The following is a 24,532-nucleotide window of genomic DNA, read 5'->3' on the forward strand; positions in this document are numbered from 1 at the left end:
GCCATTGTAGCCTTCCGCGGCGGCGATTGTCTTGACGCGAGGCCGACTACAGCTGCTTCACCTCGATGCCCAGCGGCTCGCGGCTGGCGCCGGCTTCTTCCAGGCGCTTCAGGTAGTCCGCCCAGTTGGCCTCGCGGCGCTCGATCAGCCACCACAGGTAGTCCCAGCTGAACAGGCCGCTGTCGTGGCCGTCGTCGAAGTGCAGCTTCAGCGCATAGCGCCCGGACGGGGTGATGTCCTTGAGGCCGACGAACTTCTTGCCCACCTGGAGGGTGGCGGTATCGCGGCCGTGGCCGCGCACCTCGGCGGAAGGGGAGAAGACCCGCAGGTACTCCACCGCCAGCCGGTGGCTCTCGCCGTTCCCGTAGCCGAGCTCGAGCTCGCGGGCCTTGCGGTGGTAGTGCACTCGGGTGGGGATCGGGGCGCTCATAGGATATACCGCGACAGGTCCTCGTCCATGGCCAGCTCGCCGAGCTGGGAGTCCACGTAGGCGGCGTCGATGGTCAGCGGGCTGCCGATGTCGCTGCCGCGGAAGGAGGCCTCCTCCAGCAGGCGCTCCATCACGGTGTGCAGGCGTCGTGCACCGATGTTCTCGGTGCCCTCGTTGACCTGCCAGGCGATCTGGGCGATGCGCTCGATGCCGTCGTCGGTGAAGGCGATCTCGAGCCCCTCGGTGGCCAGCAGCGCCTGGTACTGCTTGGTCAGCGCCGCGGAGGGCTCGGTGAGGATGCGCTTGAAGTCCTCCGGCGTCAGGGCGTTGAGCTCCACGCGGATCGGCAGGCGGCCCTGCAGCTCGGGAATCAGGTCCGAGGGGCGCGACAGGTGGAAGGCGCCGGAGGCGATGAACAGGATGTGGTCGGTCTTGACCATGCCGTACTTGGTGGAGACCGTGGAGCCCTCGATCAGCGGCAGCAGGTCGCGCTGCACGCCCTCCCGGGAGACCTCGCCGCCGCTGCTCTGGCCACTGCCCTTGGCCACCTTGTCGATCTCGTCGAGGAAGACGATGCCGTGCTGCTCCACCGCCTCGATGGCGCGGCTCTTGATCTCCTCCTCGTTGACCAGCTTGCCGGCCTCCTCGTCACGCAGCAGGGCGAAGGCATCCTTCACCGCCACCCGCCGGGTCTCGGTCTTCTGCTTGCCCATGCCGGAGAAGAGGCTGGAGAGCTGCTGGGTCATCTCCTCCATGCCCGGCGGGGTCATGATGTCGACGTTGGGCCCCTGCTGGGTCAGCTCGATGTCGATCTCCTTGTCGTCGAGCTGACCCTCGCGCAGCTTCTTGCGGAAGATCTGGCGAGTCGAGCTGTCCTGGCGGGGCTCATCCTCCTGGCCGCGGGGCGGCGGCAGCAGGGCGTCGAGGATGCGGTCCTCGGCGGCGTCCTCGGCGCGGTGGCCGACCTCCTCCTTGGCCTGCTCGCGCACCAGCTTGATGGCGGCCTCGGTCAGGTCGCGGATGATCGAGTCGACGTCGCGGCCCACATAGCCCACCTCGGTGAACTTGGTGGCCTCCACCTTGATGAAGGGGGCGCGGGCCAGCTTGGCCAGGCGCCGGGCGATCTCGGTCTTGCCCACCCCGGTGGGGCCGATCATCAGGATGTTCTTGGGGGTCACCTCGTGGCGCAGGTCGGTGTCGAGCTGCATGCGCCGCCAGCGGTTGCGCAGGGCGATGGCCACGGCGCGCTTGGCGTCCTGCTGGCCGATGATGAACTGGTCCAGGGCGTGGACGATCTCGCGGGGGGTCATCTGGGTCATGGGGGCGGCCTTCAGAGCGTTTCGAGGGTGACGTGGTGGTTGGTGAACACGCAGATGTCACCGGCGATCTCCAGCGACTTCTCGGTGATCTCCTTCGCCGAGAGGTCGGTGTTCTCCAGCAGGGCGCGGGCGGCGGCCAGGGCATAGTTGCCGCCGGAGCCGATGGCGATGATGCCGCGCTCCGGTTCCACCACGTCGCCGTTGCCGGTGATGATCAGCGAGGCGTCCTTGTTGGCCACGGCCAGCAGCGCCTCCAGGCGGCGCAGGGCACGGTCGGTGCGCCAGTCCTTGGCCAGCTCCACGGCGGCCTTCACCAGGTTGCCCTGGTACTTCTCGAGCTGTGCCTCGAAGCGCTCGAAGAGGGTGAAGGCGTCGGCGGTGCCGCCGGCGAAGCCGGCCAGCACCTCGCCGCGATAGAGGCGGCGCACCTTGCTGGCATTGCCCTTCATCACGGTGTTGCCCAGGGATACCTGGCCATCGCCGGCCAGGGCTACCTGGTCACCGCGGCGCACGGAAACGATCGTGGTCATGGAGGGGACTCCTTGGGGGAGCGGGTGGCTCCCGATGACTGTCGGCGCCTCGGGGGTGGCCCAGGCGCCGTGAGTGGGCTTTCAGGGGAGGTGCGGGCGGGGCGTCGGGAATTCAAGCTTGCCCGCCCGGGGGCGCTCAGTTGTTGAGCCGGATCAGCAGCGGCTCGATGCCCTGGGTCACCATCAGGTCCTGGGCGCGACTGAGCTCGCGGTCGTCCTCGTAGGGGCCGACCTGCACGCGGTGCCAGGTCTCTCCGCCGCCCGCCTTGACCTCGCTGATCTGGGCCAGCAGGCCGAAGTCACGCAGGCGGCCGCGCAGCTGCTGGGCATCGCCGGGCTCGCGGAAGGAGGCGGCCTGCAGCATGTAGCGATGGCCGGCAGCGCTGGCGGGGGCGGGCTCGGCGGCCGCCGGTGCCGGCTCGTTGCGCTCCACGGCAAGGTTGGCGGCGATGACCTGGGCGATGGGGTCCTCGCCGGCCTCGGCCACCGCCGGCTCCTCGGGGGGCGCCGGGGGGCGCGCCGTGGAGGCGGGCATCTCCCCCCGCGGGGCGATGACCTCGGACTCCGGCAGCAGGGTGTAGAACTCGAAGGTCGGCATCCTCGGCTCGCTGGGAGCCGCCGGCGCCGCGGGCTCGGACGGCGGGGCCGAGCGGGGCAGCACGGTGGCCAGCGGCGAGTCCTCCACCTGCCAGGGGGCGACGCCGTGCTGGTGCTGGGAGAGCAGGAAGCCGGCCACCAGGCCGGCCAGGCCCCATAGCCAGCCCGGCAGGCGCCACTCCCGGCGCGGGGCGCTGCGGGTCGTTCGACGGCTGGTGGTGGCGCCGCGTCGCTTCGGCGGCTGCTTGCGGGTGGCCATGGCTACATCTCCTCCGGCGCGCCGACTCCCATCAGGTCGAGGCCGTTGCGCAGCACCTGGCGAGTGGCCAGGCCCAGGGCCAGGCGGGCGTTGCGCCGGGCATCGTCCTCGACCATCACCTTTACCGCGTTGTAGCAGGTATGGAACTCGGCGGCGAGGTCGAGCAGGTACTGGGCGATCTGCTGGGGTTCCCGGGAGGCGGCGGCGTGCTCGACCACCTCGGGGAAGCGGGCCAGGCGATTCATCACCGCCTTCTCCTGGTCCTCCTCGAGCAGCGCCAGGCTCTGCATGGCCAGGCCGTGGTCGAAGGGCATCCCGTCGGCCTCGGCGCGGCGCAGCATGCTGCAGACCCGGGCGTGGGCATACTGCACGTAGTAGACCGGGTTGTCGTTGGACTGGGAGCGGGCCAGGTCGATGTCGAAGGTGAGCTGGGAGTCCGCCCGCCGGGCGGCCAGGAAGAAGCGCGTGGCGTCGCGGCCCACCTCGTCGATCAGGTCGCGCACGGTCACGTAGCTCCCGGCGCGCTTGGAGAGCTTCACCTCGACCCCGGAGCGGGTGACCATCACCATCTGGTGCAGCACGTAGTCGGGCCATCCGGTCGGGATGCCGGCCTCGAGGGCCTGGAGCCCCGCACGCACCCGGGTCACCGTGGAGTGGTGGTCGGCCCCCTGCTCGTTGATCACCGTCTCGAAGCCGCGCTGCCACTTGTCCAGGTGGTAGGCCACGTCCGGCAGGAAGTAGGTGTACTGGCCGTCGGACTTGCGCATCACCCGGTCCTTGTCGTCACCGAAGTCGGTGGTGCGCAGCCACAGGGCGCCATCCTGTTCAAAGGTGTGGCCCTTCTCGATCAGCCGCTCGACGGTGGCCTCGACCTTGCCGTCCTGGTAGAGCGAGGACTCCAGGAAGTAGACGTCGAAGTGGACGCCGAAGGCCTTGAGGTCGAGGTCCTGCTCGCGGCGCAGGTAGGCCACGGCGAACTCCTGGATGGCGTCGAGGTCCTCCGGGTCGGCCTTGGCCGTGACGTGGCGGTCATCGGCATGCACGGTCTCGCCGGCCAGGTAGGCATTGGCCACGTCGATGATGTAGCCGCCGCGATAGCCGTCGGCCGGCCAGCCAGCGTCGTCCGGGTCGAGGCCCCGGACCCGGGCCTGCACCGACAGCGCCAGGTTGCTGATCTGGGCGCCGGCGTCGTTGTAGTAGAACTCGCGGGTCACATCGAAGCCGGTGGCCTCGAGCAGGCGGCAGATGCAGTCGCCGATCGCCGCGCCACGGCCGTGGCCCACATGCAGCGGGCCGGTGGGGTTGGCGGAGACGAACTCCACCTGCACCTTGCGGCCCTGGCCGGTAAGGCTGCGGCCGAAGGCGTCGCCCGAATCGAGCACCTGGCGAATCACCTGGGCGGCGGCGTCGGTGGCGGCGAAGAAGTTGACGAAGCCGGGCCCGGCGATCTCCACCTTCTGCACCGCATCGCTCGCCGGCAGGGCGCCCACCAGCGCCTCGGCCAGGTCGCGGGGCTTGCGCCCGGCGGGCTTGGCCAGCATCAGCGCCAGGTTGGTGGCGTAGTCGCCATGGGACTTGTCGCGGGTCGGATCGACCTTGATGGTCGGGGCCAGGTCGGCGGGCACGATGCCTTGCTGCTTGAGGCTGTCGAGGGCGTCCTCGAGCAGCGCAACGATGGTCTCTTTCATGGAGCGTCGGATGTCCTGTGGCGCCGGACGGGGCGAGCGGCCGATGAGCCGGCGGTGACGAGCGCTCGCCCGCGGCGCGGGCATGAAACGGAGCCTGGATGGGCACGGCCGGCCATTATCGGCAATTGTGGCGCGGCTTTAAAGGGCGGGCTTCAGCTGAGCGTCTGGGGATCGATATCCAGCGACCAGCGGGTACGGCGCGCCTCGGGGGTCGCCTCCAGCCAGCCGGTCAGCCAGGCGCCGGCCTCGTGGAGGTGGCTGCGGCGCTCGCTGGCCAGCATCAGCTGCAGGTGGTAACGATTCTGGCGGCGCTCCATGGGGGCCGGCACCGGACCCAGGCAGTCCACCGGCAGCTCGCGTTCGGCCAGCCAGCCGCGCAGGGCGCCGGCGGCGCGCCCGGCCAGGGCCGCCACCGCCTCCTCCCGGGGGCTCTCCAGGCGCAGCAGGGCCAGGAAGCGGAAGGGCGGCAGACCGGCGGCGCGGCGCTCCTCCAGCAGCCGCTCGGCCAGGGCGGCATAGCCGCGCTCGGCCAGCAGGCGCAGGTGCGGGTCGTCGCCGTGGAGGGTCTGCACCAGCACTCGGCCGGGGTGGGCGGCGCGCCCGGCTCGCCCGGCCACCTGGACCAGCAGCTGGGCGCTCTGCTCCAGGGCGCGGAAGTCGCTGGCATAGAGGCCCGCGTCGGCGTTGACCACCACCACCAGGGTGACATGGGGCAGGTGGTGTCCCTTGGCCAGCATCTGGGTGCCGACCAGCAGGCAGGGCTCACCGCGGTGGACCTCGCCGAGCACGCGTTCGAAGGCGTCGCGGCGCCGGGTGCTGTCGCGATCGATGCGGTGCACCGGGACCTCGGGGAAGAGTGCCGCCAGGGTCTCCTCGGTGCGTTCGGTGCCGCTGCCCAGCGGGCGCAGGTCGATGCTGCCGCACTCGGGGCAGGCGTCCGGCAGGGCGCGGCGCCGATCGCAGTGGTGGCAGGCCAGCAGTGGCGGCTGGCGATGCAGGGTCATACGGGCGTCGCAGTGGTCGCACTCGGCCAGCCAGCCGCAGGCGTGGCAGGCCAGGGTCGGGGCGAAGCCGCGGCGATTGATGAAGACCAGCACCTGGTGGCCGGCGGCCAGAGTCTCGCGGACGGCCTCGATCACCGGGGGAATCAGGCCGCCCTGGCGGGGGCGGCCGCGCAGGTCGACGAGCTCGAGCCTGGCCGGGGGGTGGCGGCTGGCGCGCCGGGTCAGGTGGAGGTGACGCCAGTCGCCGCTGCGGGCCCGGGCCAGGCTCTCCAGCGACGGCGTGGCGCTGCCCAGCAGCACCGGGATGCCGTGGCGATGGGCGCGGGCCACGGCCAGGTCCCGGGCGTGATAGCGCAGGCCGTCCTGCTGCTTGTAGGAGCCGTCGTGCTCCTCGTCGACGATGATCGCGCCGGGACTCGCCAGGGGCGTGAAGATCGCCGAGCGGGTGCCGATCACGATGGGGGCACGGCCGCTGGCGGCGGCCTCCCAGGCATCCAGGCGTTCGTGGTCGGTGAGCCCCGAGTGCAGGGCCACCACCGGCACCCGGAAGCGCTGGCGGAAGCGGGCCAGGGTCTGGGGGGTGAGGCCGATCTCCGGCACCAGCACCAGGGCCTGCCGGCCCCGGCCCACCACCGCCTCGATCAGCTGCAGGTAGACCTCGGTCTTGCCGCTGCCGGTGACGCCCTCCAGCAGGCAGGGGTGGTAGGCATCGAGGTGCTCGTGGAGGGCGGCCAGGGCCACGGCCTGCTCGCGGTTGAGGGGCAGGGCCGGTTCGGCCAGCAGGTGGTCGGGGTCGCCCTGCCAGCGGGCGGTGCGGGGTTCCTCGAGGCGCTCGACGAGTCCCTTGTCGGCCAGGGCGCGGAGCTGCTCGCGGGTAAAGGACTGGGCGAGCACGGCCTGGCTCCCCAGGCCGTGGGGGTGCTGGCACAGCATGGCCAGCAGCTCGGCCTGGCGTGGGGCCCGAGCCACCGCCGGCGGCGCTTCTCCCCGGCCGGCCGGCGTGACCCGCCAGCGCTCCCGGGTGCGGGCCTCCAGCGGGCGGCCCTGGCGCAGCAGCACCGGCATGGCCTGCTGCAGGGTGTCGCCCAGGGAGTGCTGGTAGTAGCGGGCGGTGAAGCGGCACAGCCACAGCCAGTCCTCGGGCAGCGGCAGGCTGTCGAGGCAGGCCGATACCGGCTTGAGCTCGGCGAGCGGCAGTTCGCTGCTCTCCCGGCAGGCCATCACCACGCCGACGACCTGGCGCCGGCCGAAGGGCACGCGCACCCGCAGGCCGGGTAGCCAGCCGTCGGGCGGCCCCTCCCGGCAGGGGCGATAGTCGAACAGTCGGCGCAGGGGTGAGGGGATCGCGATGCCCAGCACTCGGGGGGCGGGTGGCAGGGATGTGGGCAATTGGCCTCCGGCGTCGGAACTGCTAGAATGCTGCGCCTCCCCGCCATGTCGAGCGTGGCCGGGAGCCAGACCGGTTTGCATGTTACGGTTCACAGTCAACCGATAGACAACCCGTATGCGGTGCCTGGCAGACGATCAGGTGGCGGCATACAGCATCATGAGGCTCAAGATGAAACAAGGTATCCATCCGGAATACAAGACGGTCAACGCGACCTGCTCCTGTGGCGCCAGCTTCGAGGTCGGCACCACCTCGGGCCATGACTTCTCTCTGGACGTCTGCTCCCAGTGCCACCCCTTCTACACCGGCAAGCAGAAGCAGGCGACCACCGGTGGCCGCGTCGAGCGCTTCAACAAGCGCTTCGGTGCCGCCATGAAGCGGGGCTGATCACCGCCCGCTCCGCGTCGCCCGCGACCGTCGACTCTCGTCGCTAGCGACCGTCGAAGAGACCCGCCCACCATGGCGGGTCTCTTTTTGTCCGGGCTTTGTTGTCCGGGCTTTGTTGTCCGGGCTTTCGGCCCGGGTTCATCACGGTGGTATCGGGTGATGCCGGCGGGTCGATAAGCAATGCATTATGGCTGGCGCCTCATGCATAAGTTGCAGCAAATGTCGACGAACGGCGTCAAACGAGCGTACAACAGGCGGGAAGTGGTGCGCAGTTGAGATATGGAAGTTTTTTCTATATTCTGGAGGGACTCCCTTCACTCTGACCCGGAACTTCAGCATGACTGATGCACGACAGGCGGCGCTGGACTATCACGCGAAACCCATCCCCGGAAAGCTGTCGGTGGAGCTGACCAAGCCCACCGCCACGGCGAAGGATCTCGCCCTGGCCTACAGCCCGGGCGTCGCGGAGCCGTGTCGTGAGATCGCGCGGGACCCCGAGAACGCCTACCGCTACACCGGCAAGGGCAACCTGGTCGCCGTGATCTCCGACGGCTCGGCGATCCTGGGGCTGGGCAACCTAGGTGCCCTGGCCAGCAAGCCGGTCATGGAGGGCAAGGGCGTGCTCTTCAAGCGTTTCGCCGGCATCAACTCGGTGGACATCGAGGTGAACGCCGAGAGCCCCCAGGCCTTCATCGACACCGTGGCGCGCATCGCCGACACCTGGGGCGGCATCAACCTCGAGGACATCAAGGCCCCGGAGTGCTTCGAGATCGAGCAGGCGCTCATCGAGCAGTGCAGCATCCCGGTGTTCCATGACGACCAGCACGGTACCGCCATCGTCACCGCGGCGGGCATGCTCAACGCCCTGGAGATTGCCGGCAAGGCGCTGGACGAGGCCCGCATCGTCTGCATGGGCGCCGGTGCCGCGGCCATTGCCTGCATGAAGCTGCTGGTCACCTGCGGCGCCCGCGCCGAGAACATCGTGATGCTCGACCGCAAGGGCGTGATCCATACCGGTCGCGAGGACCTCAACCAGTACAAGGCGATGTTCGCCGCGGACACCGACAGGCGCACCCTCGATGATGCCATCGACGGTGCCGACGTGTTCGTCGGGCTCTCCGGCCCGGGCCTGATGACGGCCGACCACATTCGCAAGATGGCCCCCAATCCGGTGGTCTTCGCCTGCACCAACCCGGACCCCGAGATCCATCCGGACCTGGCCCGCGAGACCCGTCCCGACGTGATCATGGCCACCGGGCGCTCCGACTACCCGAACCAGGTCAACAACGTGCTGGGCTTTCCCTTCATCTTCCGCGGGGCCCTGGACGTCCGTGCCACCCGCATCAACGAGGAGATGAAGGTGGCGGCGGTGCATGCCCTCAAGGACCTGGCCCGCGAGCCGGTGCCCCAGGAGGTGCTGGATGCCTACGAGATGGAGTCGATGGCCTTCGGTCGCGACTACATCATCCCGACCCCGGTGGACGTGCGCCTGCTCGAGCGCATCACCTCGGCGGTGGCCCAGGCGGCGGTGGACTCCGGCGTGGCACGCCGCCCCTACCCGTCCCACTACCCGCTGAAGAGCGTGGATGACGTCTACGGCGTGTAACGACGGCGTGTAACGACACGGATCACCACCCTTCGCGACGCCGGCCTTCGGGCCGGCGTCGTCGTGTCCGGGGCGTGGGTCGAGGAGAGTGAGCTACCAGCGGTAGAGCAGCGAGGCGCTGGTGGTGTGGTCGGTGCGCGCCTCGGCGCTATCGGGCGGCTGGGAGTTGCGCTTGATCTCGTGGGAGAGGCGCAGGGCGAGGCGTGAGTTGAGGCGTGCGGTGAGCGATGACAGCGAGCGAGACGTGGTGTTGTCGTCGGTGGCCTCCACCGACAGCTCCTGGGCCAGGGTGGTGGTATCGGTGGCCTCCAGCTCCCAGGCCAGGGCGCCATAGGCGACCGCCAGTGACAGGTTCTCCTCCTGGTCGATGCGGTCATGGCGATAGCCCGGGCCGGCCTCCAGGGAGAGCCGCTGGGCCTCGCTGTCGATCAGGTCGCGGCCATAGCCGGCGATGGTGGTGAACTGCTGGTCATAGCCGCCGAAGCGGTCCTTCTCCCAGCGGGCGAAGCCGAACAGGTAGTGGGGCCCCTCCAGGTCGTAGCGCTCTCTCCCGGCCAGCAGGTACTGCTCGGCGCTGGTCTCGCCGTCCCGGGCCACGTGGCGGACCTCGCCGCGCAGGGTGTGGGTCCAGTGGCCGGTCAGCCAGGTGAGGCGGCCCTTGGCGATCAGGGTCTGGCTGTCGGTGTTGCCGCTGAGCTGGGTGAAGCCCAGTTCGGTGTCGCCGCTGAAGGTGCTGGCATCCTCGGCCGGCGGCGGCGGGGCATAGAACGGGCTCGCCTGGGCGCCGCCGGTCAGCAGGGCCAGCCCGACCAGCAGGGATCGGAGTGACGGGGCGAAATGGTGCATGTCTCGCTTCCTGGAGTTGCCGGTTGACGGTGGCCGCCGGAGCGGCCGTCGCGGTTGGCAGACGAGACGGGCGGCGTCCCTGCCGCCCGGGATGCCGGGGCGCTAGAAGATCGCCTCGTAGGAGCCGGTGCCCTGGGAGCCACTGCGCTGCTCCACCTCGGTATCGACGCGGCGGGGCTGGACGCTGGGCAGGTGGTCCGGGTGGAAGATCTCGCTGATGCCGCCGCCCTGGCCGTCGGAGAGCCGGCGGCCGGTGTCCGGATCGACCCGGGCGGTCACCAGGTTGGCAGGGGCGTCGGGGCGCGCCTCGGGCCGCCCGTCGAGGGCGTCGCGCATGAAGCCGATCCAGATCGGCAGGGCGGCGTTGGCGCCGTACTCCGCCGTGGTCTCGTTGTTGTCCTTGCCCACCCAGACGGTGGCGACCAGGTCGCTGTTGTAGCCGGCGAACCAGGCGTCGCGCTGCCCGTTGGTGGTGCCGGTCTTGCCGACGATGTCCTCGCGGCCCAGCTCCAGGGCGGCGCGGCCGGTGCCGCTCTCGATCACGTCACGCAGCATGTCACGCAGGATGTAGACGGCGGTCGGGTCGGCGACCCGCGGCGCCACGGGGTGCCGGCGTCCGTCGATCTCCACCTCGGTCTGGCCCTCGCGGCACTCGCGACAGGCCACCGCCGGCAGGGCCTCCTCCAGCACGTTGGCATCGTCGCCGCGGGTGATCCGCTCGATGAACCAGGGGGCCACCTGGAAGCCGCCGTTGGCCAGCACCGCGTAGGCATTGGTCATCTCCAGCGGCGTCAGGTCGGCGCTGCCCAGGGCCAGCGACAGGCCGCGGGGAAGGCGGCTCTCGGCGAAGCCGAAGCCCTCCAGGAAGTCGATGGTGGCATCCAGGCCCACCTGCTGCAGCACCCGGATGGTCACCAGGTTGCGCGAGCGTGCCAGGGCCACGCGCAGGCGGGTCGGGCCGAGAAAGTCGCCGCTGGAGTTGACCGGGCGCCAGATCTCGCTGCTGCCGTCCTGCAGCACCACGGGGGCGTCGTTGACCACGCTGGCCGCCGTCATCAGGCCGCTGTCCAGCGCGGCGAGGTAGACGAAGGGCTTGAAGATCGAGCCGGACTGGCGCTGGGCCTGCACGGCCCGGTTGAACTTGCTGGCCTGGAAGCTGAAGCCTCCCTGCAGGGCCAGGATGGCGCCGGTGTCGGGGTGCATCACCACCAGCGAGCCCTCGGCATCGGGGCGCTGGGCCAGCCGCAGGCTGCCGTCCTCGCGCTCCAGCACACGGACCAGGTCGCCGGGGGTGGCGATCTCGGCCGCGGAGCCGGGTTCGGGGCCGCGCGAGCGCGGGCTGCGATAGGCGCGGGCCCAGCTGAGGCCGTCCCAGGCGAGGGTGTGCAGCTCGCCACCCCGGGTCATGACGCGCATCTCGCGGCCCTCGCTCGCCACCACGATGGCCGGCTGGAGCGGGCCGAAGCCGGGCGTGCGCTCCAGCACCTGGAGCCAGTTGCTGACGTCGCCGTCGATCCCCTCGACCTCGGTCTGGCTGCGCTCGGCGGCGCGACGGGCGGTCTCGAGCACCTCGGGGGACTCGTCCAGCTCCTCCTCCAGGCCGCGACGCTCGGTGCGCTCCTGGGCCTCCACCAGGCTCGGCGGGATGTCGCGCTGCTCGGCCCCGCGCCAGCCGTGTCGGGTGTCGTAGGCAACCAGGCCATCGGCCAGGGCGCGACGGGCGAAGGGCTGCAGCTCGCTGTCCAGGGTGGTGTGGATGCGATAGCCGCCGGTATAGGCCTCGTCGCCGAATCGCTCCACGGCGAACTGGCGGGCCATCTCGGCCACGTAGTCGGCATCCACCTCGGTCTGGGCGATGTAGCGGCGGGCGGTGATCGGCGCCTGTACGGCCTCCTCGTAGGCGGCCTGGTCGATATGGCCCAGCTCCCGCATGCGGTAGAGGATCCAGTTGCGGCGGATCAGCGAGCGCTCCGGGTTGGCCAGCGGGTTGAAGGCCGAGGGGGCCTTGGGCAGGCCGGCGATCATCGCCTTCTCGGCCAGGGTCAGCTCGGCCAGCGGGCGGTTGTAGTAGATCTCGGCAGCGGCCGCGATGCCGTAGGCCCGGTTGCCGAGGAAGATCTTGTTGACGTAGAGCTCGAGAATCTCCTCCTTGCTGAGCAGCTGCTCCATCTGCAGGGCGAGCAGGATCTCGCGGATCTTGCGGGTGAAGGTGCGGTCCAGGGTCAGCAGGTAGTTGCGCGCCACCTGCATGGTGATGGTGGAGCCGCCCGACTGGATGTCGCCGCCGCTGGCGACCAGTTCGAGGCCGGCACGGGCCAGGCCACGGGGGTCGACGCCGCGATGCTCGAAGTAGCCGGCGTCCTCGGCGGCCAGCAGGGCCTGGATGAACTCCTCGGGAATCTCGTCATAGTCCACCGGCATGCGGCGCTCCTCGCCGAACTCGCCGATCAACTTGCCGTCGCGGGTGAACACGCGCAGCGGTGAGTGCAGTTCGAAATCCTGCAGCTGGCGGACATCGGGCAGGCCGGGGGCGAAGTAGAGGGCGGCACCCACCACCCCCAGCGCCGTGGCCGCCGTCAACGAGACCAGCAGCCAGGCGATGGAAAAGAGGAGTGTTCTGAGAAACGTCATGAAATCGCGGTATCCATGCAGGGAACTGGAGCGGAACGGGGGCGATGGAGGTCACGTCCGGTTGCGCCGCCATTATAGGAAGCCCGGCGGGTGGTCACCAGCGTTGACCGTGCAGGTATGAGGATTGCCGTGTGAGATCCAGCAATATCATGTAACCTCTGCTTACAGGGTGGGGATCAACCCCGAGGCTCAGGCTCCTCGGTCGAGGAGGATGGGCGATATAACAAGCGGCAAGCCGCATGGATCAGGCAGGGGCATGACCGAGATGCGACTCAGGGCATCCAGCAAGGGACTGATCGGTGTCGATATCACCTCGGCCACCGTCAAGCTCGTGGAACTCCGGCGCGCTGGCGCCAGCTACCAGGTCGAGAGCTACGCCGTCCGGCCGCTGCGCGAGGGCGCCGTGGTCGAGCGGCGCATCCATGACATGGGCGAGGTGGTCGACGCCATTTCCCGCGCCGTGCAGCAGGCCAAGCCACACTCCAGGCGCGTGGTGGTGGCGGTGCCGGCCAGCGCGGCCATCACCAAGACCCTTACGCTGCCCGCCTCGCTTACCGACGACGAGATCGAGGCGCGCATTCAACTCGACTCCGACAAGCACATCCCGTTTCCGTTCAACGAGGTCGCCTTCGACTTCCAGCGACTGGGCCTCAACGCGCGCTATGCCGACCAGCAGGATGTGCTGCTGGTGGCCTGCCGGCAGCAGGACGTCAGCCAGCTGACCGACGCGGTCCTGCAGGCCGGGCTGTCGCCCGAGGCCGTCGACGTGGAGACCTTCGCCATGGAGCGGGCCTTCACCGAGGTGCGCCATCAGCTGCCGCCGCTCAGCGACGAGCAGGACTGCGTGGCCCTGGTGGATATCGGGGCCACCATGAACACCTTCCACGTGCTGAGGGAAGGGCGCGTGGTCTACAGCCGCGACACCGTCTTCGGCGGGCGCCAGCTCACCGATGAGATCCGCAACCGCTACGGGCTGAGCCTCGACGAGGCGGGCCTGGCCAAGAAGCGCGGCGGGCTGCCCGAGGACTACCAGCGCAGCGTGCTCGACCCCTTCCTCGATACCCTGGTGCAGCAGGTGGGACGCTCGCTGCAGCTCTACTATACGGCCGGTCGCAAGCAGGAGGTGCGGCACATGGTGCTGGCCGGCGGCTCCAGCGTCATCCCCGGCCTGGCAGAGCGCCTGGCCCGGGAGAGCGGCATGGAGGTGTCGATCGCCAACCCCCTGCAGCGCATGAAGGTCAATACCCGCATCGACGTGCAGACGCTGTCCGGTGACGCGCCGGCCATGCTCACGGCCTGCGGCCTGGCAATGAGGTCCCGCTCATGACGATCGAGATCAACCTGCTGCCCTGGCGAGAGGAGCTGCGGGCACGTCGCAGCAAGCGCTTCTACCTGGCCCTGGCCCTGGCCGCCGTGGTCGGCCTGGGCGGCGGCTACGGGATGACCTGGTACTACGAGCAGGAGCGCGAGGCGCAGCAGCAGCGCAACGCCCATATCCAGGCCCAGAGCCGCCAACTCGATGCGGCGATCCGCGAGATCAGCGAGCTCGAGGCGATCCGCGAGCAGATGCTCGAGCAGGTCCGGATCTTCACCGAGCTGCAGATGGGGCGGACCCAGACCGTCCACGTGTTCAGCGATCTCACCACCAGCTTGGTCGACGGCGTGCACTACACCCAGTTCAGCCGTCAGGGCGACAGCCTGCGCCTGGCCGGACAGGCGGAGGACAACCGCCAGGTCTCCGACCAGCTGCGGGCGCTGGCCGCGGCGGGGTCGTTCACGGTGCCGGTGCTCTCCGAGGTGGAGGCCGAAGGCGGCGGCGAGCGTCGCCGGTTCAGCCTGAGCATGAGCCAGCGGCTGCCGGAGAGCGTCGAGGAGAACGCGTCGGGGAGCGAGTCGGCAGGGGAGGGAACATGAGTCTCAAGGGAGAGATGCGCCGCCTGCGCGAGCTGGACTGGCGCGAGCTGGATATCAAGGAGGCGGGCGGCTGGCCCTGGTCACTGCAGCTGTTCAGCTGCCTGCTGGTGCTGGGGCTGACCTTCGCCGGGATGCACTGGTACCTGGCTGCCCCGGCCAAGGAGGAGCTGGACCGGGTGCGGGGCCAGGAGGACGGGCTGGTCCGTGACTACCGCAGCAAGGCCGCCCAGGCCGCCAACCTGGAGGTGATGCGCGAGCAGATGAGCGTGCTGGAGGGTCGCATGGGCGAGCTGCGCGAGATGCTGCCCACCGGTGCCGAGGTGCCGTCGCTGATCGACAACATCAGCGAGACCGCCATCGACAACCAGCTCTCCATCGACTTCATCCGGCTGCGCAGCCCGGCGACCCGCGAGCACTATATCGAGCAGCCCTTCGATATCCAGGTCCAGGGGGACTACCACCGCATTGCCGCCTTCCTGGCCGGGGTGGCCGGGCTGCCACGCATCGTCACCCTGCATGACATGACCCTGTCGCCCGAGGGCGGCAGCGGCCAGCGGCTGCGTCTGTCGATGCTGGCGCGGACCTACAGCTACCGGCCGAGCGAGGAGGGCGTGCCATGATGCCGACACGCAGGACTCTCGGCATGGCCGGTGCTGCGCTGCTGCTGGGGCTGGCCGGCTGTGCCGATCCGCAGCTGGGGGCGCTGGACCGAGAGCTGGCCTCGATCCGCAGCAACCCGGGGCCGACGCCCAGCGTCGAGCTCCCCGACATTCCGGAGTACCAGCCGGTGCCCTACGACGAGGCCGACCGGCGCAGCCCGTTCATCGCCCGGCTGCCCGAGACCGAGCAGCCGCCGCAGGGCTCGGAGGAGCTGGCGCCGGATCTGACCCGCCCGCGTGAGACGCTCGAGGCCTTCGGGCTCGGCCAGCTCGACCTGGTGGGGACTCTCACCCACGGCGGACAGCCCTCGGCGCTGGTGCGCTCGCCGGATGGCCAGGTGCACCGGCTGCGGGTCGGCAATCACATGGGAACGGATTTCGGCCGCATCGTCAGCATCACCGCGTCGTCGGTGCAGCTGGTCGAGGTGGTGCCCACCGGGCGAGGCGGCTGGATCGAACGCACGACGCAGCTGACGCTGGACGACTAGAAAGCGAATCGCCGTGCCGTCGGCAGGGGCGGCGCGGCGTCAAGCGGGGGAAGGGAACAATGCTACCGATCATGAAGCGTGGAATCGCGACACTCTTGCTGCTGGCCGTCTCGTCGGCGGCCCTGGCGGCGTCGAGCCTCGACGAGCTGAGCTTCCGCCAGGGCAGCGGCGGCGAGCTGGAGGTGGACCTGGGCTTCGATGGCCCGGTGCCGGAGGTGAGGGGCTATCGCATGGATGACCCGGCGCGGCTGACCATCGACCTGATGGAGACCGCCAACCGCCTCGACCAGCGGCGCTACGCGCTGGGCATCGGCGGCGTCCAGCAGGTGACCGCCCTGGAGGCCGGCTCGCGCACCCGCCTGGTCTTCGACCTCGAGGGGCCGCTGCCCTACAACACCCGTGAACAGGGCAACCGCCTGCGCCTGGCCATCGGCGGCGGCGCCGCCGATACCGGAGTGGCTCAGGCCGCCCAGGCCGCCCCGGCGGCGACCTCCCCGGCAGCGCAGCCGGCCCCGACCCGGGTGGCCAGCAGCGGTCCCAGCGTCGAGAACATCGACTTCCGCCGCGGCGAGGCGGGCGCCGGGCGGCTGGTGGTCACCTTCGACCGCGCCGGCGTGGATGCCCGGGTGCGCGAGAGCGGCCGCAACCGCATCACCGCCGAGCTGCGCGGCGTGGAACTCCCCGCCTCCCTGGACCAGGTCTACGACGTCAGCGACTTCGGCACCCCGCTGCGGCGCGTCACCCCGCGGCTGGGTCGAGACGGCGTGACCCTGGACATCGAAGGCGCCGGCGAGTACGCGATGGTCTCCACCCAGAGCGGTCGCCAGCTGACCATCGAGGCCCAGCCGGTGACCCAGCAGGAGCGCGAGCAGCGGGTCCGCGAACAGTTCCCCTACACCGGCGAGCGCATCACCCTCAACTTCCAGGACATCGAGGTGCGCTCGGTGCTGGCGATCATCGCCGACTTCACCGGGCTCAACCTGGTCGCCAGCGACAGCGTCCAGGGGCGGGTGACCCTCAACCTCGAGGACGTTCCCTGGGACCAGGCGCTGGACCTGGTGCTCAAGAGCCACGGCCTGGCCAGCCGCCAGGAGGGCAACGTGATCGTGGTGGCGCCCGCCAGCGAGCTGGCCAACATCGAGCGCCAGGAGCTCGAGGCCCGCGAGCAGATGGAGACCCTGGCCCCGCTGGTCACGGAGTACATCCAGGTGCGCTATGCGCGGGCCTCGGACCTGGCGGCCCTGCTGCGCGGCGGCCAGGGGTTCGGCCTGCTCTCCGATCGCGGCCGGGTGGCCATCGACCAGCGCACCAACACCCTGCTGATCCAGGACACCGCCGACCAGATCGACGAGATCATGCGCACCCTGGAGCGCCTCGACGTGGCGGTGCGCCAGGTGCAGATCGAGGCGCGCATCGTCATTGCCAGCGACAGCGCCTCCCGCGAGCTGGGGGTCAACTGGGGGGTCTCCTCGCCGGATCGTCGTGCCGGCGGGCGCCTGGATCTCGGCGGCGCCTCGGACGGGACCCCCATCTCCGGGCTGGGCGGCCTGGCGGTGGACTTCGGCTCCACCGACCGCGGCGTGGGCGGCATGACCAGCTTCGCCTTCGGCTACCTCTCCGGCGACGTGCTGCTGGACCTGGAGCTGCGCGCCATGGAGAGCGAGGGCAAGAGCTATACCATCTCCCAGCCGCGGGTGATCACCGCCAACCAGCGCACCGCGGTGATCAAGCAGGGCCAGGAGCGCGCCTTCCGCGAGGCGGCGGCCAGCGGTGCCTCGGCCGTCGACTTCAAGGAGGCGGTGCTGTCGCTGGAGGTGACCCCGCAGATCACCCCGGACAACCGCATCATCATGGACGTGGCCATCACCAACGACACCTTCGGCGAATTCAACCCGGGCGAGGAGCCGCCGATCAACAAGAACGAGATCGAGACCCAGGTGCTGGTGGACAACGGCGAGACCGTGGTGCTGGGCGGTATCCTGCAGACCGAGGAGCTGCAGAACCTGGTCAAGACCCCCTTCCTGGGTGACCTGCCTGTGCTCGGCCACCTCTTCCGCTATACCCAACAGAGCAACGAGAAGGTAGAGTTGCTGGTATTCATCACTCCCCGAATACTGGACGACGGCGTGGCCCTTCGCTGATGCAGGCACTACCCAACCTGATACTGATCGGCCCCATGGGGGCCGGCAAGAGCACCATCGGCCGCCTCCTGGCGGCCGAGCTTTCTCGTGACTTCTTTGATAGCGACCACGAGATCCAGGCGCGCTGCGGCGCCGACATTCCCTGGATCTTCGACGTCGAGGGCGAGGCGGGCTTCCGCGATCGCGAGACCCAGATGATCGACGAGCTGACCCGCCGCGAGGGCGTGGTGATCGCCACCGGTGGCGGCGCCGTGCTGCGTGAGGAGAACCGCCGCATGCTGCGCGAGCGCGGCACCGTCATCTACCTCTACACTACCGTCGAGCAGCAGCTCAGGCGCACCGCCAAGGATCGCAACCGGCCGCTTTTGCAGCGGCCGGACAGGGAGGCGGTGCTGCGCGAGATGTTCGGCGTGCGCGACCCCCTCTATCGGGCCACTGCCGACGTCACCGTGCGCACCGATCGCCGCGGCCCGCGGGCCGTGGTCAACGATATCGTGCGGCGCGTCACCCGGCTGGTCGACCCCCTGCAATGCAAGGCATGAGGCCCATGAGCGAGACTCTGACAGACCCGCGCTCCCTCGAGGTGGCGCTGGGCAGCCGCAGCTATCCCATCCATATCGGCCCCGGCCTGCTGGGAGATCCCGGCCGGCTGACGCCCTACCTGGCCGGTCAGCAGGTGATGATCGTCACCAACGAGACGGTGGCGCCGCTCTACCTCGAGCGCTGCCGGGCCGGCCTGCCGGCCGGCCTCGAGGTGCGCGAGCTGGTGCTGCCGGACGGCGAGGCCACCAAGAGCCTGGCCAGCGTCGAGCGGATCTGGGATGCCCTGCTCGAGGCCGGCTTCAATCGCCGCTGTACCCTGATCGCCCTGGGGGGCGGGGTGATCGGCGACATGGTCGGCTTCGCCGCGGCCTGCTACCAGCGCGGCGTGGCCTTCATCCAGGTGCCCACCACCCTGCTCGCCCAGGTGGACTCCTCGGTGGGCGGCAAGACCGGGGTCAATCACCCGCTGGGCAAGAACATGATCGGGGCCTTCTGGCAGCCCCGTGCGGTGCTGGTGGATACCGATACGCTGGCCACCCTGCCACCCCGTGAGCTCTCGGCGGGGCTTGCCGAGGTGATCAAGTACGGGCTGATCCGCGATGCCGAGTTCCTGGCCTGGCTGGAAGAATCGATGCCCGCCCTACGCGCCCTGGAGACCCCGTCGTTGACCCGCGCCATCGAACGCAGCTGCGCGCTCAAGGCCGAGATCGTCGCCGAGGACGAAACCGAGCAGGGGGTGCGGGCGCTGCTCAACCTGGGCCACACCTTCGGGCATGCCATCGAGGCCCACCAGGGCTACGGGATCTGGCTGCACGGCGAGGCGGTGGGCGCCGGGATGCTGATGGCCGCCGAACTCTCCGCCCGGCTGGGCTGGCTGAGTGCCGAGCAGGTGGCGCGCACCCGGGCGATCATCGAGGCCGCGGCGCTGCCGCTGACTGCCCCGGCCGACATGTCGGCGGAGGACTTCCTGGTTCGCATGCGCCTGGACAAGAAGAACATCAACAGCCGTCTGCGCCTGATCCTGCTGCGCGAGCTGGGAGAGGCCTGCGTCCATGACGCCACCCCTCCCGAGCTGCTAGGTGACCTGCTGGCCAGCTTCCCGCGAGCCTGACCCTGCCCGCCGCGCTCCCGGCTTCCGACGCCCGCACCCTGGTGCGGGCGTCGTCGTTGGTGGGGATGTGGCACCGGGGGTCTGGCGCGAGGCCCTCTTGTCCGGGCAATTTGCATGTCCCATGCCGTATCGGCATGGGGTGCTGGCATGTTTATAGACCAAGGTCTAGTACTCGACGGGGTTCGTTGAACCACCGTCAATGCGGTGTGCAAGTCGTTGAGTTACGGGCTTTTTTTGCCGCGGAAGATTTTGCAAGTCACGGATTTGACGAGGGTTTTTGTTTCGATGGGCAGGAGTGGCGTTGCGTGATACCGGGGGGCTGGCTATGCTGGGCGGCCTTTTGTCGCGCAGCCGAGCCGCCCCGTCGGGTGATCCATAAAAATAAGTAAACCGACTAAAATAACATGAATCGGCTGCAGAAAAAATACCCCACATTTCGAGGCACGCCCATGAACAGAGGTCTCCACCAGCCCGGCGAGTTCCGTGACAACTGTGGCTTCGGCCTGATTGCCCACATGGAGGGGCGGGCCAGCCACGAGCTGCTCAAGACCGCGATCGAGTCGCTCACCTGCATGACCCACCGCGGCGGCATCGCCGCCGATGGCAAGACCGGCGACGGCTGCGGCCTGCTGCTGAAGATGCCCGAGGCCTTTATGCGTCAGGTGGCCGAGGAGGCGCTGGGCGTCAGCCTGGGCGAGCGCTTCGCGGTGGGGGCGGTGTTCCTGCCCGACGACGATGCTCGTGCCGGCAAGGCGTGCGACACCCTCGAGGGCGAGCTGCGCGCCCGCGGCCTGGTGATCCGCGGCTGGCGCGACGTGCCGGTGGACCCGAGTGTCTGCGGGCCCATGGCGCTGGCATGCCTGCCGCGGATCCGTCACCTGTTCGTCGAGCCGGGCAAGAACGGCAGCGTCGAGACCTTCGAGGTCGACCTGTTCATGGCGCGTCGCCTGGCCGAGCAGGCCCTGCGCGACGAGGAGGACTTCTACGTCTGCTCGCTCTCCGAGAAGGTGATCTCCTACAAGGGGCTGGTGATGCCGGTGGACCTGCCGGCCTTCTACCGGGACCTGGGTGACGAGCGCCTGGAGACCGCCATCTGCGTCTTCCACCAGCGCTTCTCCACCAACACCGCGCCGCGCTGGCCGCTGGCCCAGCCGTTCCGGCTGCTGGCCCACAACGGCGAGATCAATACCATCGAGGCCAACCGCGGCTGGGCCAACTCGCGCAAGGAGAACTTCGTCTGCGAGCGCCTGCCCGAGATCGTCGAGCTCGACGAGATCGTCAACACCGTGGGCTCCGACTCCTCGAGCATGGACAACATGCTCGAGGTGCTGCTCACCGGGGGCATGGAGCTGCATCGCGCCGTGCGCATGATGGTGCCGCCGGCCTGGCAGAACGTGGAGCTGATGGATGGCGACCTGCGCGCCTTCTACGAATACAACTCCATGCACATGGAGCCCTGGGATGGCCCCGCCGGCGTGGTGATGACCGACGGCCGCCAGGCGCTCTGCATGCTCGACCGCAACGGCCTGCGCCCGGCGCGCTGGGTGATCACCAAGAACGGCTTCATCACCCTCGCCTCGGAGATCGGCACCTATGCCTACCAGCCCGAGGACGTGGTGGCCAAGGGTCGCGTCGGCCCGGGCCAGGTGCTGGCCGTCGACACCGAGACCGGCGAGGTGCTGCATACCGGTGACATCGACGAGCGGCTCAAGTCCGCCTACCCCTACAAGCGCTGGCTGAAGCAGGAGGCCCACTACCTGGAGTCGGCGCTTACGGAGCTGGCCAGCTTCCACAACATGGACGCCGACGACCTGGCGGTGGCCCAGAAGATGTTCCAGGTTAGCTTCGAGGAGCGCGACCAGCTGCTGCGCCCGCTGGCCGAGAGCGGCCAGGAGGCGGTGGGCTCCATGGGTGACGATACCCCCATGGCGGTGCTCTCCGGCAAGCAGCGCCTGCTGACCGACTATTTCCGCCAGAAGTTCGCCCAGGTCACCAACCCGGCCATCGATCCGCTGCGCGAGGCGATCGTGATGTCGCTGGAGACCTGTATCGGCGCCGAGCGCAATGTCTTCAAGGCGACCCCGGAGCACGCCCACCGCATCATCCTCACCACGCCGGTGCTTTCTCCGCGAAAGTTCACCGCCCTGGTGGAGCAGGAGGATCCGGCCTTCGCGTCCCATCGCCTGCGCATGGCCTACGACCCGGAGAGCCTGGGGCTCCAGGCGGCGATCCGTGAGCTCTGCCGCCAGGCCGAGCAGGCCGTGAACGACGGCAAGGTGGTGCTGGTGCTGTCGGATGCCGACCTCGAACGGGGCGAGCTGCCGATCCACGCTGCCCTGGCCGTGGGCGCCGTGCACCACCACCTGGGCAGGCTGGCGCTGCGCCCCCGGGCCAATATCGTGGTGGAGACCGGCTACGCTCGCGACGCCCACCAGATGGCGGTGCTGTTCGGCGTGGGGGCCACCGCGGTCTTCCCGTGGCTCGCCTACCAGGTGATGGCCGACATGCACCACACCGGCGAGCTGGTCGGCAACCCGGCCGACGCCCGCGAGAACTACCGCAAGGGCCTGCAGAAGGGGCTCTTCAAGATCCTCTCCAAGATGGGGATCTCGACCCTGGCCTCCTACCGTGGCTCCCAGCTGTTCGAGGCGGTGGGCCTGGCCGACGAGGTGATGGAGCTCTGCTTCACCGGCATGGCCTCGCGCATCCAGGGCACCGGCTTCAGCGAGCTTCAGCTGCAGCAGGAGTGGCTGGCCCGCGACGCCTGGACCCCCCGCAAGGGCATCAGCCAGGGCGGCCTGGTCAAGTACGTGCACGGTCACGAGTACCACGCCTACAACCCCGACGTGGTCATGGCGCTGCAGGAGGCCGTGCAGGAGGGCGACTACGCCAAGTGGAAGAAGCTTGCGGCGCTGGTCAACGAGCGTCCGCCGGCCACCATCCGCGACCTGCTCAGGCTCAAGCCCGCCGCCGAGCCGCTGCCGATGGAGGAGATCGAGGCGGTCGAGGACCTGATCCCGCGCTTCGACAGCGCCGGCATGTCGCTGGGGGCGCTGTCGCCGGAGGCCCACGAGGCCCTTGCTCAGGCCATGAACGAGGCCGGTGGGCGCTCCAACTCGGGCGAGGGCGGCGAGGATCCCGCCCGCTACGGGACCATCCGCTCCTCCAAGATCAAGCAGATCGCCTCGGGGCGCTTCGGCGTGACCCCGGCCTACCTGGTCAACGCCGAGGTGCTGCAGATCAAGGTCGCCCAGGGCGCCAAGCCCGGCGAGGGCGGCCAGCTGCCCGGCGGCAAGGTCAACGAGCTGATCGCCCGGCTGCGCTACTCGGTGCCCGGCGTGACCCTGATCTCGCCGCCGCCGCACCACGACATCTACTCCATCGAGGACCTGGCCCAGCTGATCTTCGACCTCAAGCAGGTCAACCCGGACGCCCAGGTCTCGGTGAAGCTGGTCTCGGAGCCCGGCATCGGCACCATCGCCACCGGCGTGGCCAAGGCCTATGCCGACCTGATCACCGTCTCCGGCTATGACGGCGGCACCGCGGCGAGCCCCATCACCTCCATCAAGCATGCCGGCAGCCCCTGGGAACTGGGCCTGCCTGAGGTGCACCAGGCGCTGCGTATCAACGGTCTGCGCGACAAGATCCGCCTGCAGACCGACGGCGGCCTGAAGACCGGCCTCGACGTGGTCAAGGCGGCGATCCTCGGTGCCGAGAGCTTCGGCTTCGGTACCGCGCCGATGGTCGCCCTGGGCTGCAAGTACCTGCGCATCTGTCACCTCAACAACTGTGCCACCGGGGTCGCTACCCAGGATGACTACCTGCGGGGCGAGCACTTCCGCGGCACCGTGGACATGGTCAAGCACTACTTCCGCTTCATCGCCGAGGAGGTGCGCGAGCTGATGGCCATGCTGGGCGTGCGCCAGCTCACCGACCTGATCGGCCGCACCGACCTGCTCGAGGTGCTCGAGGGCGTCACCGCCTCCCAGCGCAGGCTCGACCTCACCCCGCTGCTGGCCAACGACTTCGTGCCGGCGGACGCGCCGCAGTTCTGCCAGGTGAGCCGCAACGTGCCCCACGACCCGGGCGCCAAGAACCAGGAGGTGCTGGCGGCGCTGGCGGATGCCATCGAGGCGAAGTCCGGCGGGGAGTTCGCCTTCACCATCACCAACTGCGACCGCAGCGTGGGCGCGCTGACCTCCGGCGCCATCGCCAAGCGCTACGGCGAGGCGGGGCTCGAGGACGCCCCGGTGACGGCGCGGTTTACCGGCGTGGCGGGCCAGAGCTTCGGCGTGTGGAACGCCCGCGGCCTGCACCTCTACCTGGAGGGCGACGCCAACGACTACGTCGGCAAGGGCATGAACGGCGGCAAGGTGGTGATCACGCCGCCCAGGGCCAGCCGCTTCGCCAGCCACGAGACCGCCATCGTCGGCAACACCTGCCTCTACGGCGCCACCGGCGGCAAGCTTTTTGCCGCGGGCACCGCCGGCGAGCGCTTCGGGGTGCGCAACTCCGGCGCCCACGCGGTGATCGAGGGCGCCGGCGACCACTGCTGCGAGTACATGACCGGCGGCATGGTCTGCGTGCTCGGCGAGACCGGCGTCAACTTCGGGGCGGGCATGACCGGCGGCTTCGCCTACGTGCTCGACGAGGACCGCTCCTTCGTCGACAAGTACAACCACGAGCTGGTGGAGATCCACCGGGTGAACACCGAATCCATGGAGGCCTACCGGCGCCACCTGCGCGAGGTCATCGAGGAGTTCGTCGCCGAGACCGACTCCCCGCGTGGCCACGCGATTCTCGAGGACTTCAGCGACTTCATTCGCCACTTCTGGCTGGTGAAGCCCAAGGCGGCAAGCCTGAACAGCCTGTTGGCCCAATCCCGGCGTCAGCCGGAATAAGAGGCGGCGTCAGCCGGAATAGAGACAGCGGCGGCGTCAGCCGGAAGGAGTGAGCCCCGGCGGCAGCCGGACTGACGCCCTCGACAACAGG

18 protein-coding genes are annotated in these 24,532 nt (G+C 69.6%); 10 read left to right on the forward strand and 8 right to left on the reverse strand.

The window, feature by feature from the left end; genetic code table 11:
• Positions 1-46: 46 nt before the first annotated feature.
• The 6 genes from BDK63_RS07530 to BDK63_RS07555 form a co-directional block, all read right to left on the reverse strand.
• The gene (locus BDK63_RS07530) at positions 47-430 is read right to left on the reverse strand and encodes a gamma-butyrobetaine hydroxylase family protein (protein ID WP_183330755.1); all 384 of its coding nucleotides are present in this window, start codon (positions 428-430) and stop codon (positions 47-49) included.
• On the reverse strand, positions 427-1,749 hold the full coding sequence (hslU, locus tag BDK63_RS07535) for an ATP-dependent protease ATPase subunit HslU (RefSeq protein WP_183330756.1): 1,323 nt from the start codon (positions 1,747-1,749) through the stop codon (positions 427-429). The genes BDK63_RS07530 and hslU overlap by 4 nt, the downstream gene beginning before the upstream one ends.
• 11 nt (positions 1,750-1,760) lie before the next feature.
• A complete protein-coding gene (gene hslV / locus BDK63_RS07540) occupies positions 1,761-2,279 on the reverse strand; it encodes an ATP-dependent protease subunit HslV (RefSeq protein ID WP_181513609.1) in 519 nt (172 codons plus the stop codon).
• A 136-nt stretch (positions 2,280-2,415) separates the two neighbouring features.
• A complete protein-coding gene (locus BDK63_RS07545) occupies positions 2,416-3,135 on the reverse strand; it encodes an SPOR domain-containing protein (protein WP_183330757.1) in 720 nt (239 codons plus the stop codon).
• Positions 3,136-3,137: 2 nt separating this feature from the next.
• Positions 3,138-4,823: an arginine--tRNA ligase gene (gene argS, locus BDK63_RS07550; RefSeq protein WP_183330758.1), complete on the reverse strand. Its 1,686-nt coding sequence runs from the start codon at positions 4,821-4,823 to the stop codon at positions 3,138-3,140.
• A gap of 152 nt (positions 4,824-4,975) precedes the next feature.
• The gene (locus tag BDK63_RS07555) at positions 4,976-7,216 is read right to left on the reverse strand and encodes a primosomal protein N' (RefSeq protein WP_246385931.1); all 2,241 of its coding nucleotides are present in this window, start codon (positions 7,214-7,216) and stop codon (positions 4,976-4,978) included.
• 169 nt (positions 7,217-7,385) lie between these two features.
• Between BDK63_RS07555 and rpmE the strand changes: the two genes are divergently transcribed.
• Entirely contained in the window at positions 7,386-7,601 is a 216-nt protein-coding gene (gene rpmE, locus BDK63_RS07560) for a 50S ribosomal protein L31 (RefSeq protein ID WP_183330760.1), read from the forward strand.
• Positions 7,602-7,938: 337 nt separating this feature from the next.
• Complete coding sequence (locus tag BDK63_RS07565; RefSeq protein ID WP_183330761.1) at positions 7,939-9,207, forward strand: malic enzyme-like NAD(P)-binding protein; 1,269 nt, start codon at positions 7,939-7,941, stop codon at positions 9,205-9,207.
• Between the two features lie 93 nt (positions 9,208-9,300).
• Here the strand turns inward: BDK63_RS07565 and BDK63_RS07570 are convergent, their stop codons facing one another.
• The gene (locus BDK63_RS07570) at positions 9,301-10,053 is read right to left on the reverse strand and encodes a DUF481 domain-containing protein (protein WP_183330762.1); all 753 of its coding nucleotides are present in this window, start codon (positions 10,051-10,053) and stop codon (positions 9,301-9,303) included.
• Between the two features lie 102 nt (positions 10,054-10,155).
• Positions 10,156-12,684, reverse strand: a complete 2,529-nt coding sequence (locus BDK63_RS07575; protein ID WP_183330763.1) for a penicillin-binding protein 1A — start codon at positions 12,682-12,684, stop codon at positions 10,156-10,158.
• 265 nt (positions 12,685-12,949) lie between these two features.
• Here BDK63_RS07575 and pilM point away from each other — a divergent pair, with 265 nt between their 5' ends.
• The 8 genes from pilM (at position 12,950) to gltB (ending at position 24,441) form a co-directional block, all read left to right on the forward strand.
• Positions 12,950-14,011, forward strand: coding sequence for a type IV pilus assembly protein PilM (gene pilM / locus BDK63_RS07580; RefSeq protein ID WP_183330828.1), 1,062 nt, complete (start codon positions 12,950-12,952; stop codon positions 14,009-14,011).
• The gene (locus tag BDK63_RS07585) at positions 14,008-14,598 is read left to right on the forward strand and encodes a PilN domain-containing protein (protein ID WP_183330764.1); all 591 of its coding nucleotides are present in this window, start codon (positions 14,008-14,010) and stop codon (positions 14,596-14,598) included. The genes pilM and BDK63_RS07585 overlap by 4 nt, the downstream gene beginning before the upstream one ends.
• Positions 14,595-15,218, forward strand: a complete 624-nt coding sequence (locus BDK63_RS07590; RefSeq protein WP_183330765.1) for a type IV pilus inner membrane component PilO — start codon at positions 14,595-14,597, stop codon at positions 15,216-15,218. The genes BDK63_RS07585 and BDK63_RS07590 overlap by 4 nt, the downstream gene beginning before the upstream one ends.
• Positions 15,215-15,745 (forward strand): pilus assembly protein PilP, encoded by a 531-nt coding sequence (locus tag BDK63_RS07595; RefSeq protein WP_246385933.1) that lies wholly within the window; start codon positions 15,215-15,217, stop codon positions 15,743-15,745. Before BDK63_RS07590 ends, BDK63_RS07595 begins: the two co-directional genes overlap by 4 nt.
• A gap of 71 nt (positions 15,746-15,816) precedes the next feature.
• Positions 15,817-17,886, forward strand: coding sequence for a type IV pilus secretin PilQ (locus BDK63_RS07600; RefSeq protein WP_246385935.1), 2,070 nt, complete (start codon positions 15,817-15,819; stop codon positions 17,884-17,886).
• The gene (gene aroK / locus BDK63_RS07605) at positions 17,886-18,428 is read left to right on the forward strand and encodes a shikimate kinase AroK (RefSeq protein ID WP_183330767.1); all 543 of its coding nucleotides are present in this window, start codon (positions 17,886-17,888) and stop codon (positions 18,426-18,428) included. The genes BDK63_RS07600 and aroK overlap by 1 nt, the downstream gene beginning before the upstream one ends.
• 5 nt (positions 18,429-18,433) lie before the next feature.
• Positions 18,434-19,540 carry a 3-dehydroquinate synthase gene (aroB, locus tag BDK63_RS07610; protein ID WP_183330768.1) on the forward strand — a complete coding sequence of 369 codons (1,107 nt, stop codon included), beginning with the start codon at positions 18,434-18,436 and terminating at the stop codon, positions 19,538-19,540.
• A gap of 449 nt (positions 19,541-19,989) precedes the next feature.
• Positions 19,990-24,441 carry a glutamate synthase large subunit gene (gltB, locus tag BDK63_RS07615; RefSeq protein WP_183330769.1) on the forward strand — a complete coding sequence of 1,484 codons (4,452 nt, stop codon included), beginning with the start codon at positions 19,990-19,992 and terminating at the stop codon, positions 24,439-24,441.
• Positions 24,442-24,532 lie beyond the last annotated feature (91 nt).

Origin of the sequence: Halomonas campaniensis (assembly GCF_014193375.1) — a bacterium.
GTDB classification, from domain to species: Bacteria; Pseudomonadota; Gammaproteobacteria; order Pseudomonadales; family Halomonadaceae; genus Halomonas; species Halomonas campaniensis.

Coding starts and splice junctions, on each gene's coding strand:
- BDK63_RS07530 (WP_183330755.1), bottom strand. CDS start 430: ATGAGCGCCCCGATCCCCACCCGAGTGCACTACCACCGCAAGGCCCGC.
- hslU (WP_183330756.1), bottom strand. CDS start 1,749: ATGACCCAGATGACCCCCCGCGAGATCGTCCACGCCCTGGACCAGTTC.
- hslV (WP_181513609.1), bottom strand. CDS start 2,279: ATGACCACGATCGTTTCCGTGCGCCGCGGTGACCAGGTAGCCCTGGCC.
- BDK63_RS07545 (WP_183330757.1), bottom strand. CDS start 3,135: ATGGCCACCCGCAAGCAGCCGCCGAAGCGACGCGGCGCCACCACCAGC.
- argS (WP_183330758.1), bottom strand. CDS start 4,823: ATGAAAGAGACCATCGTTGCGCTGCTCGAGGACGCCCTCGACAGCCTC.
- rpmE (WP_183330760.1), top strand. CDS start 7,386: ATGAAACAAGGTATCCATCCGGAATACAAGACGGTCAACGCGACCTGC.
- BDK63_RS07565 (WP_183330761.1), top strand. CDS start 7,939: ATGACTGATGCACGACAGGCGGCGCTGGACTATCACGCGAAACCCATC.
- BDK63_RS07570 (WP_183330762.1), bottom strand. CDS start 10,053: ATGCACCATTTCGCCCCGTCACTCCGATCCCTGCTGGTCGGGCTGGCC.
- BDK63_RS07575 (WP_183330763.1), bottom strand. CDS start 12,684: ATGACGTTTCTCAGAACACTCCTCTTTTCCATCGCCTGGCTGCTGGTC.
- pilM (WP_183330828.1), top strand. CDS start 12,950: ATGCGACTCAGGGCATCCAGCAAGGGACTGATCGGTGTCGATATCACC.
- BDK63_RS07585 (WP_183330764.1), top strand. CDS start 14,008: ATGACGATCGAGATCAACCTGCTGCCCTGGCGAGAGGAGCTGCGGGCA.
- BDK63_RS07590 (WP_183330765.1), top strand. CDS start 14,595: ATGAGTCTCAAGGGAGAGATGCGCCGCCTGCGCGAGCTGGACTGGCGC.
- BDK63_RS07595 (WP_246385933.1), top strand. CDS start 15,215: ATGATGCCGACACGCAGGACTCTCGGCATGGCCGGTGCTGCGCTGCTG.
- BDK63_RS07600 (WP_246385935.1), top strand. CDS start 15,817: ATGAAGCGTGGAATCGCGACACTCTTGCTGCTGGCCGTCTCGTCGGCG.
- aroK (WP_183330767.1), top strand. CDS start 17,886: ATGCAGGCACTACCCAACCTGATACTGATCGGCCCCATGGGGGCCGGC.
- aroB (WP_183330768.1), top strand. CDS start 18,434: ATGAGCGAGACTCTGACAGACCCGCGCTCCCTCGAGGTGGCGCTGGGC.
- gltB (WP_183330769.1), top strand. CDS start 19,990: ATGAACAGAGGTCTCCACCAGCCCGGCGAGTTCCGTGACAACTGTGGC.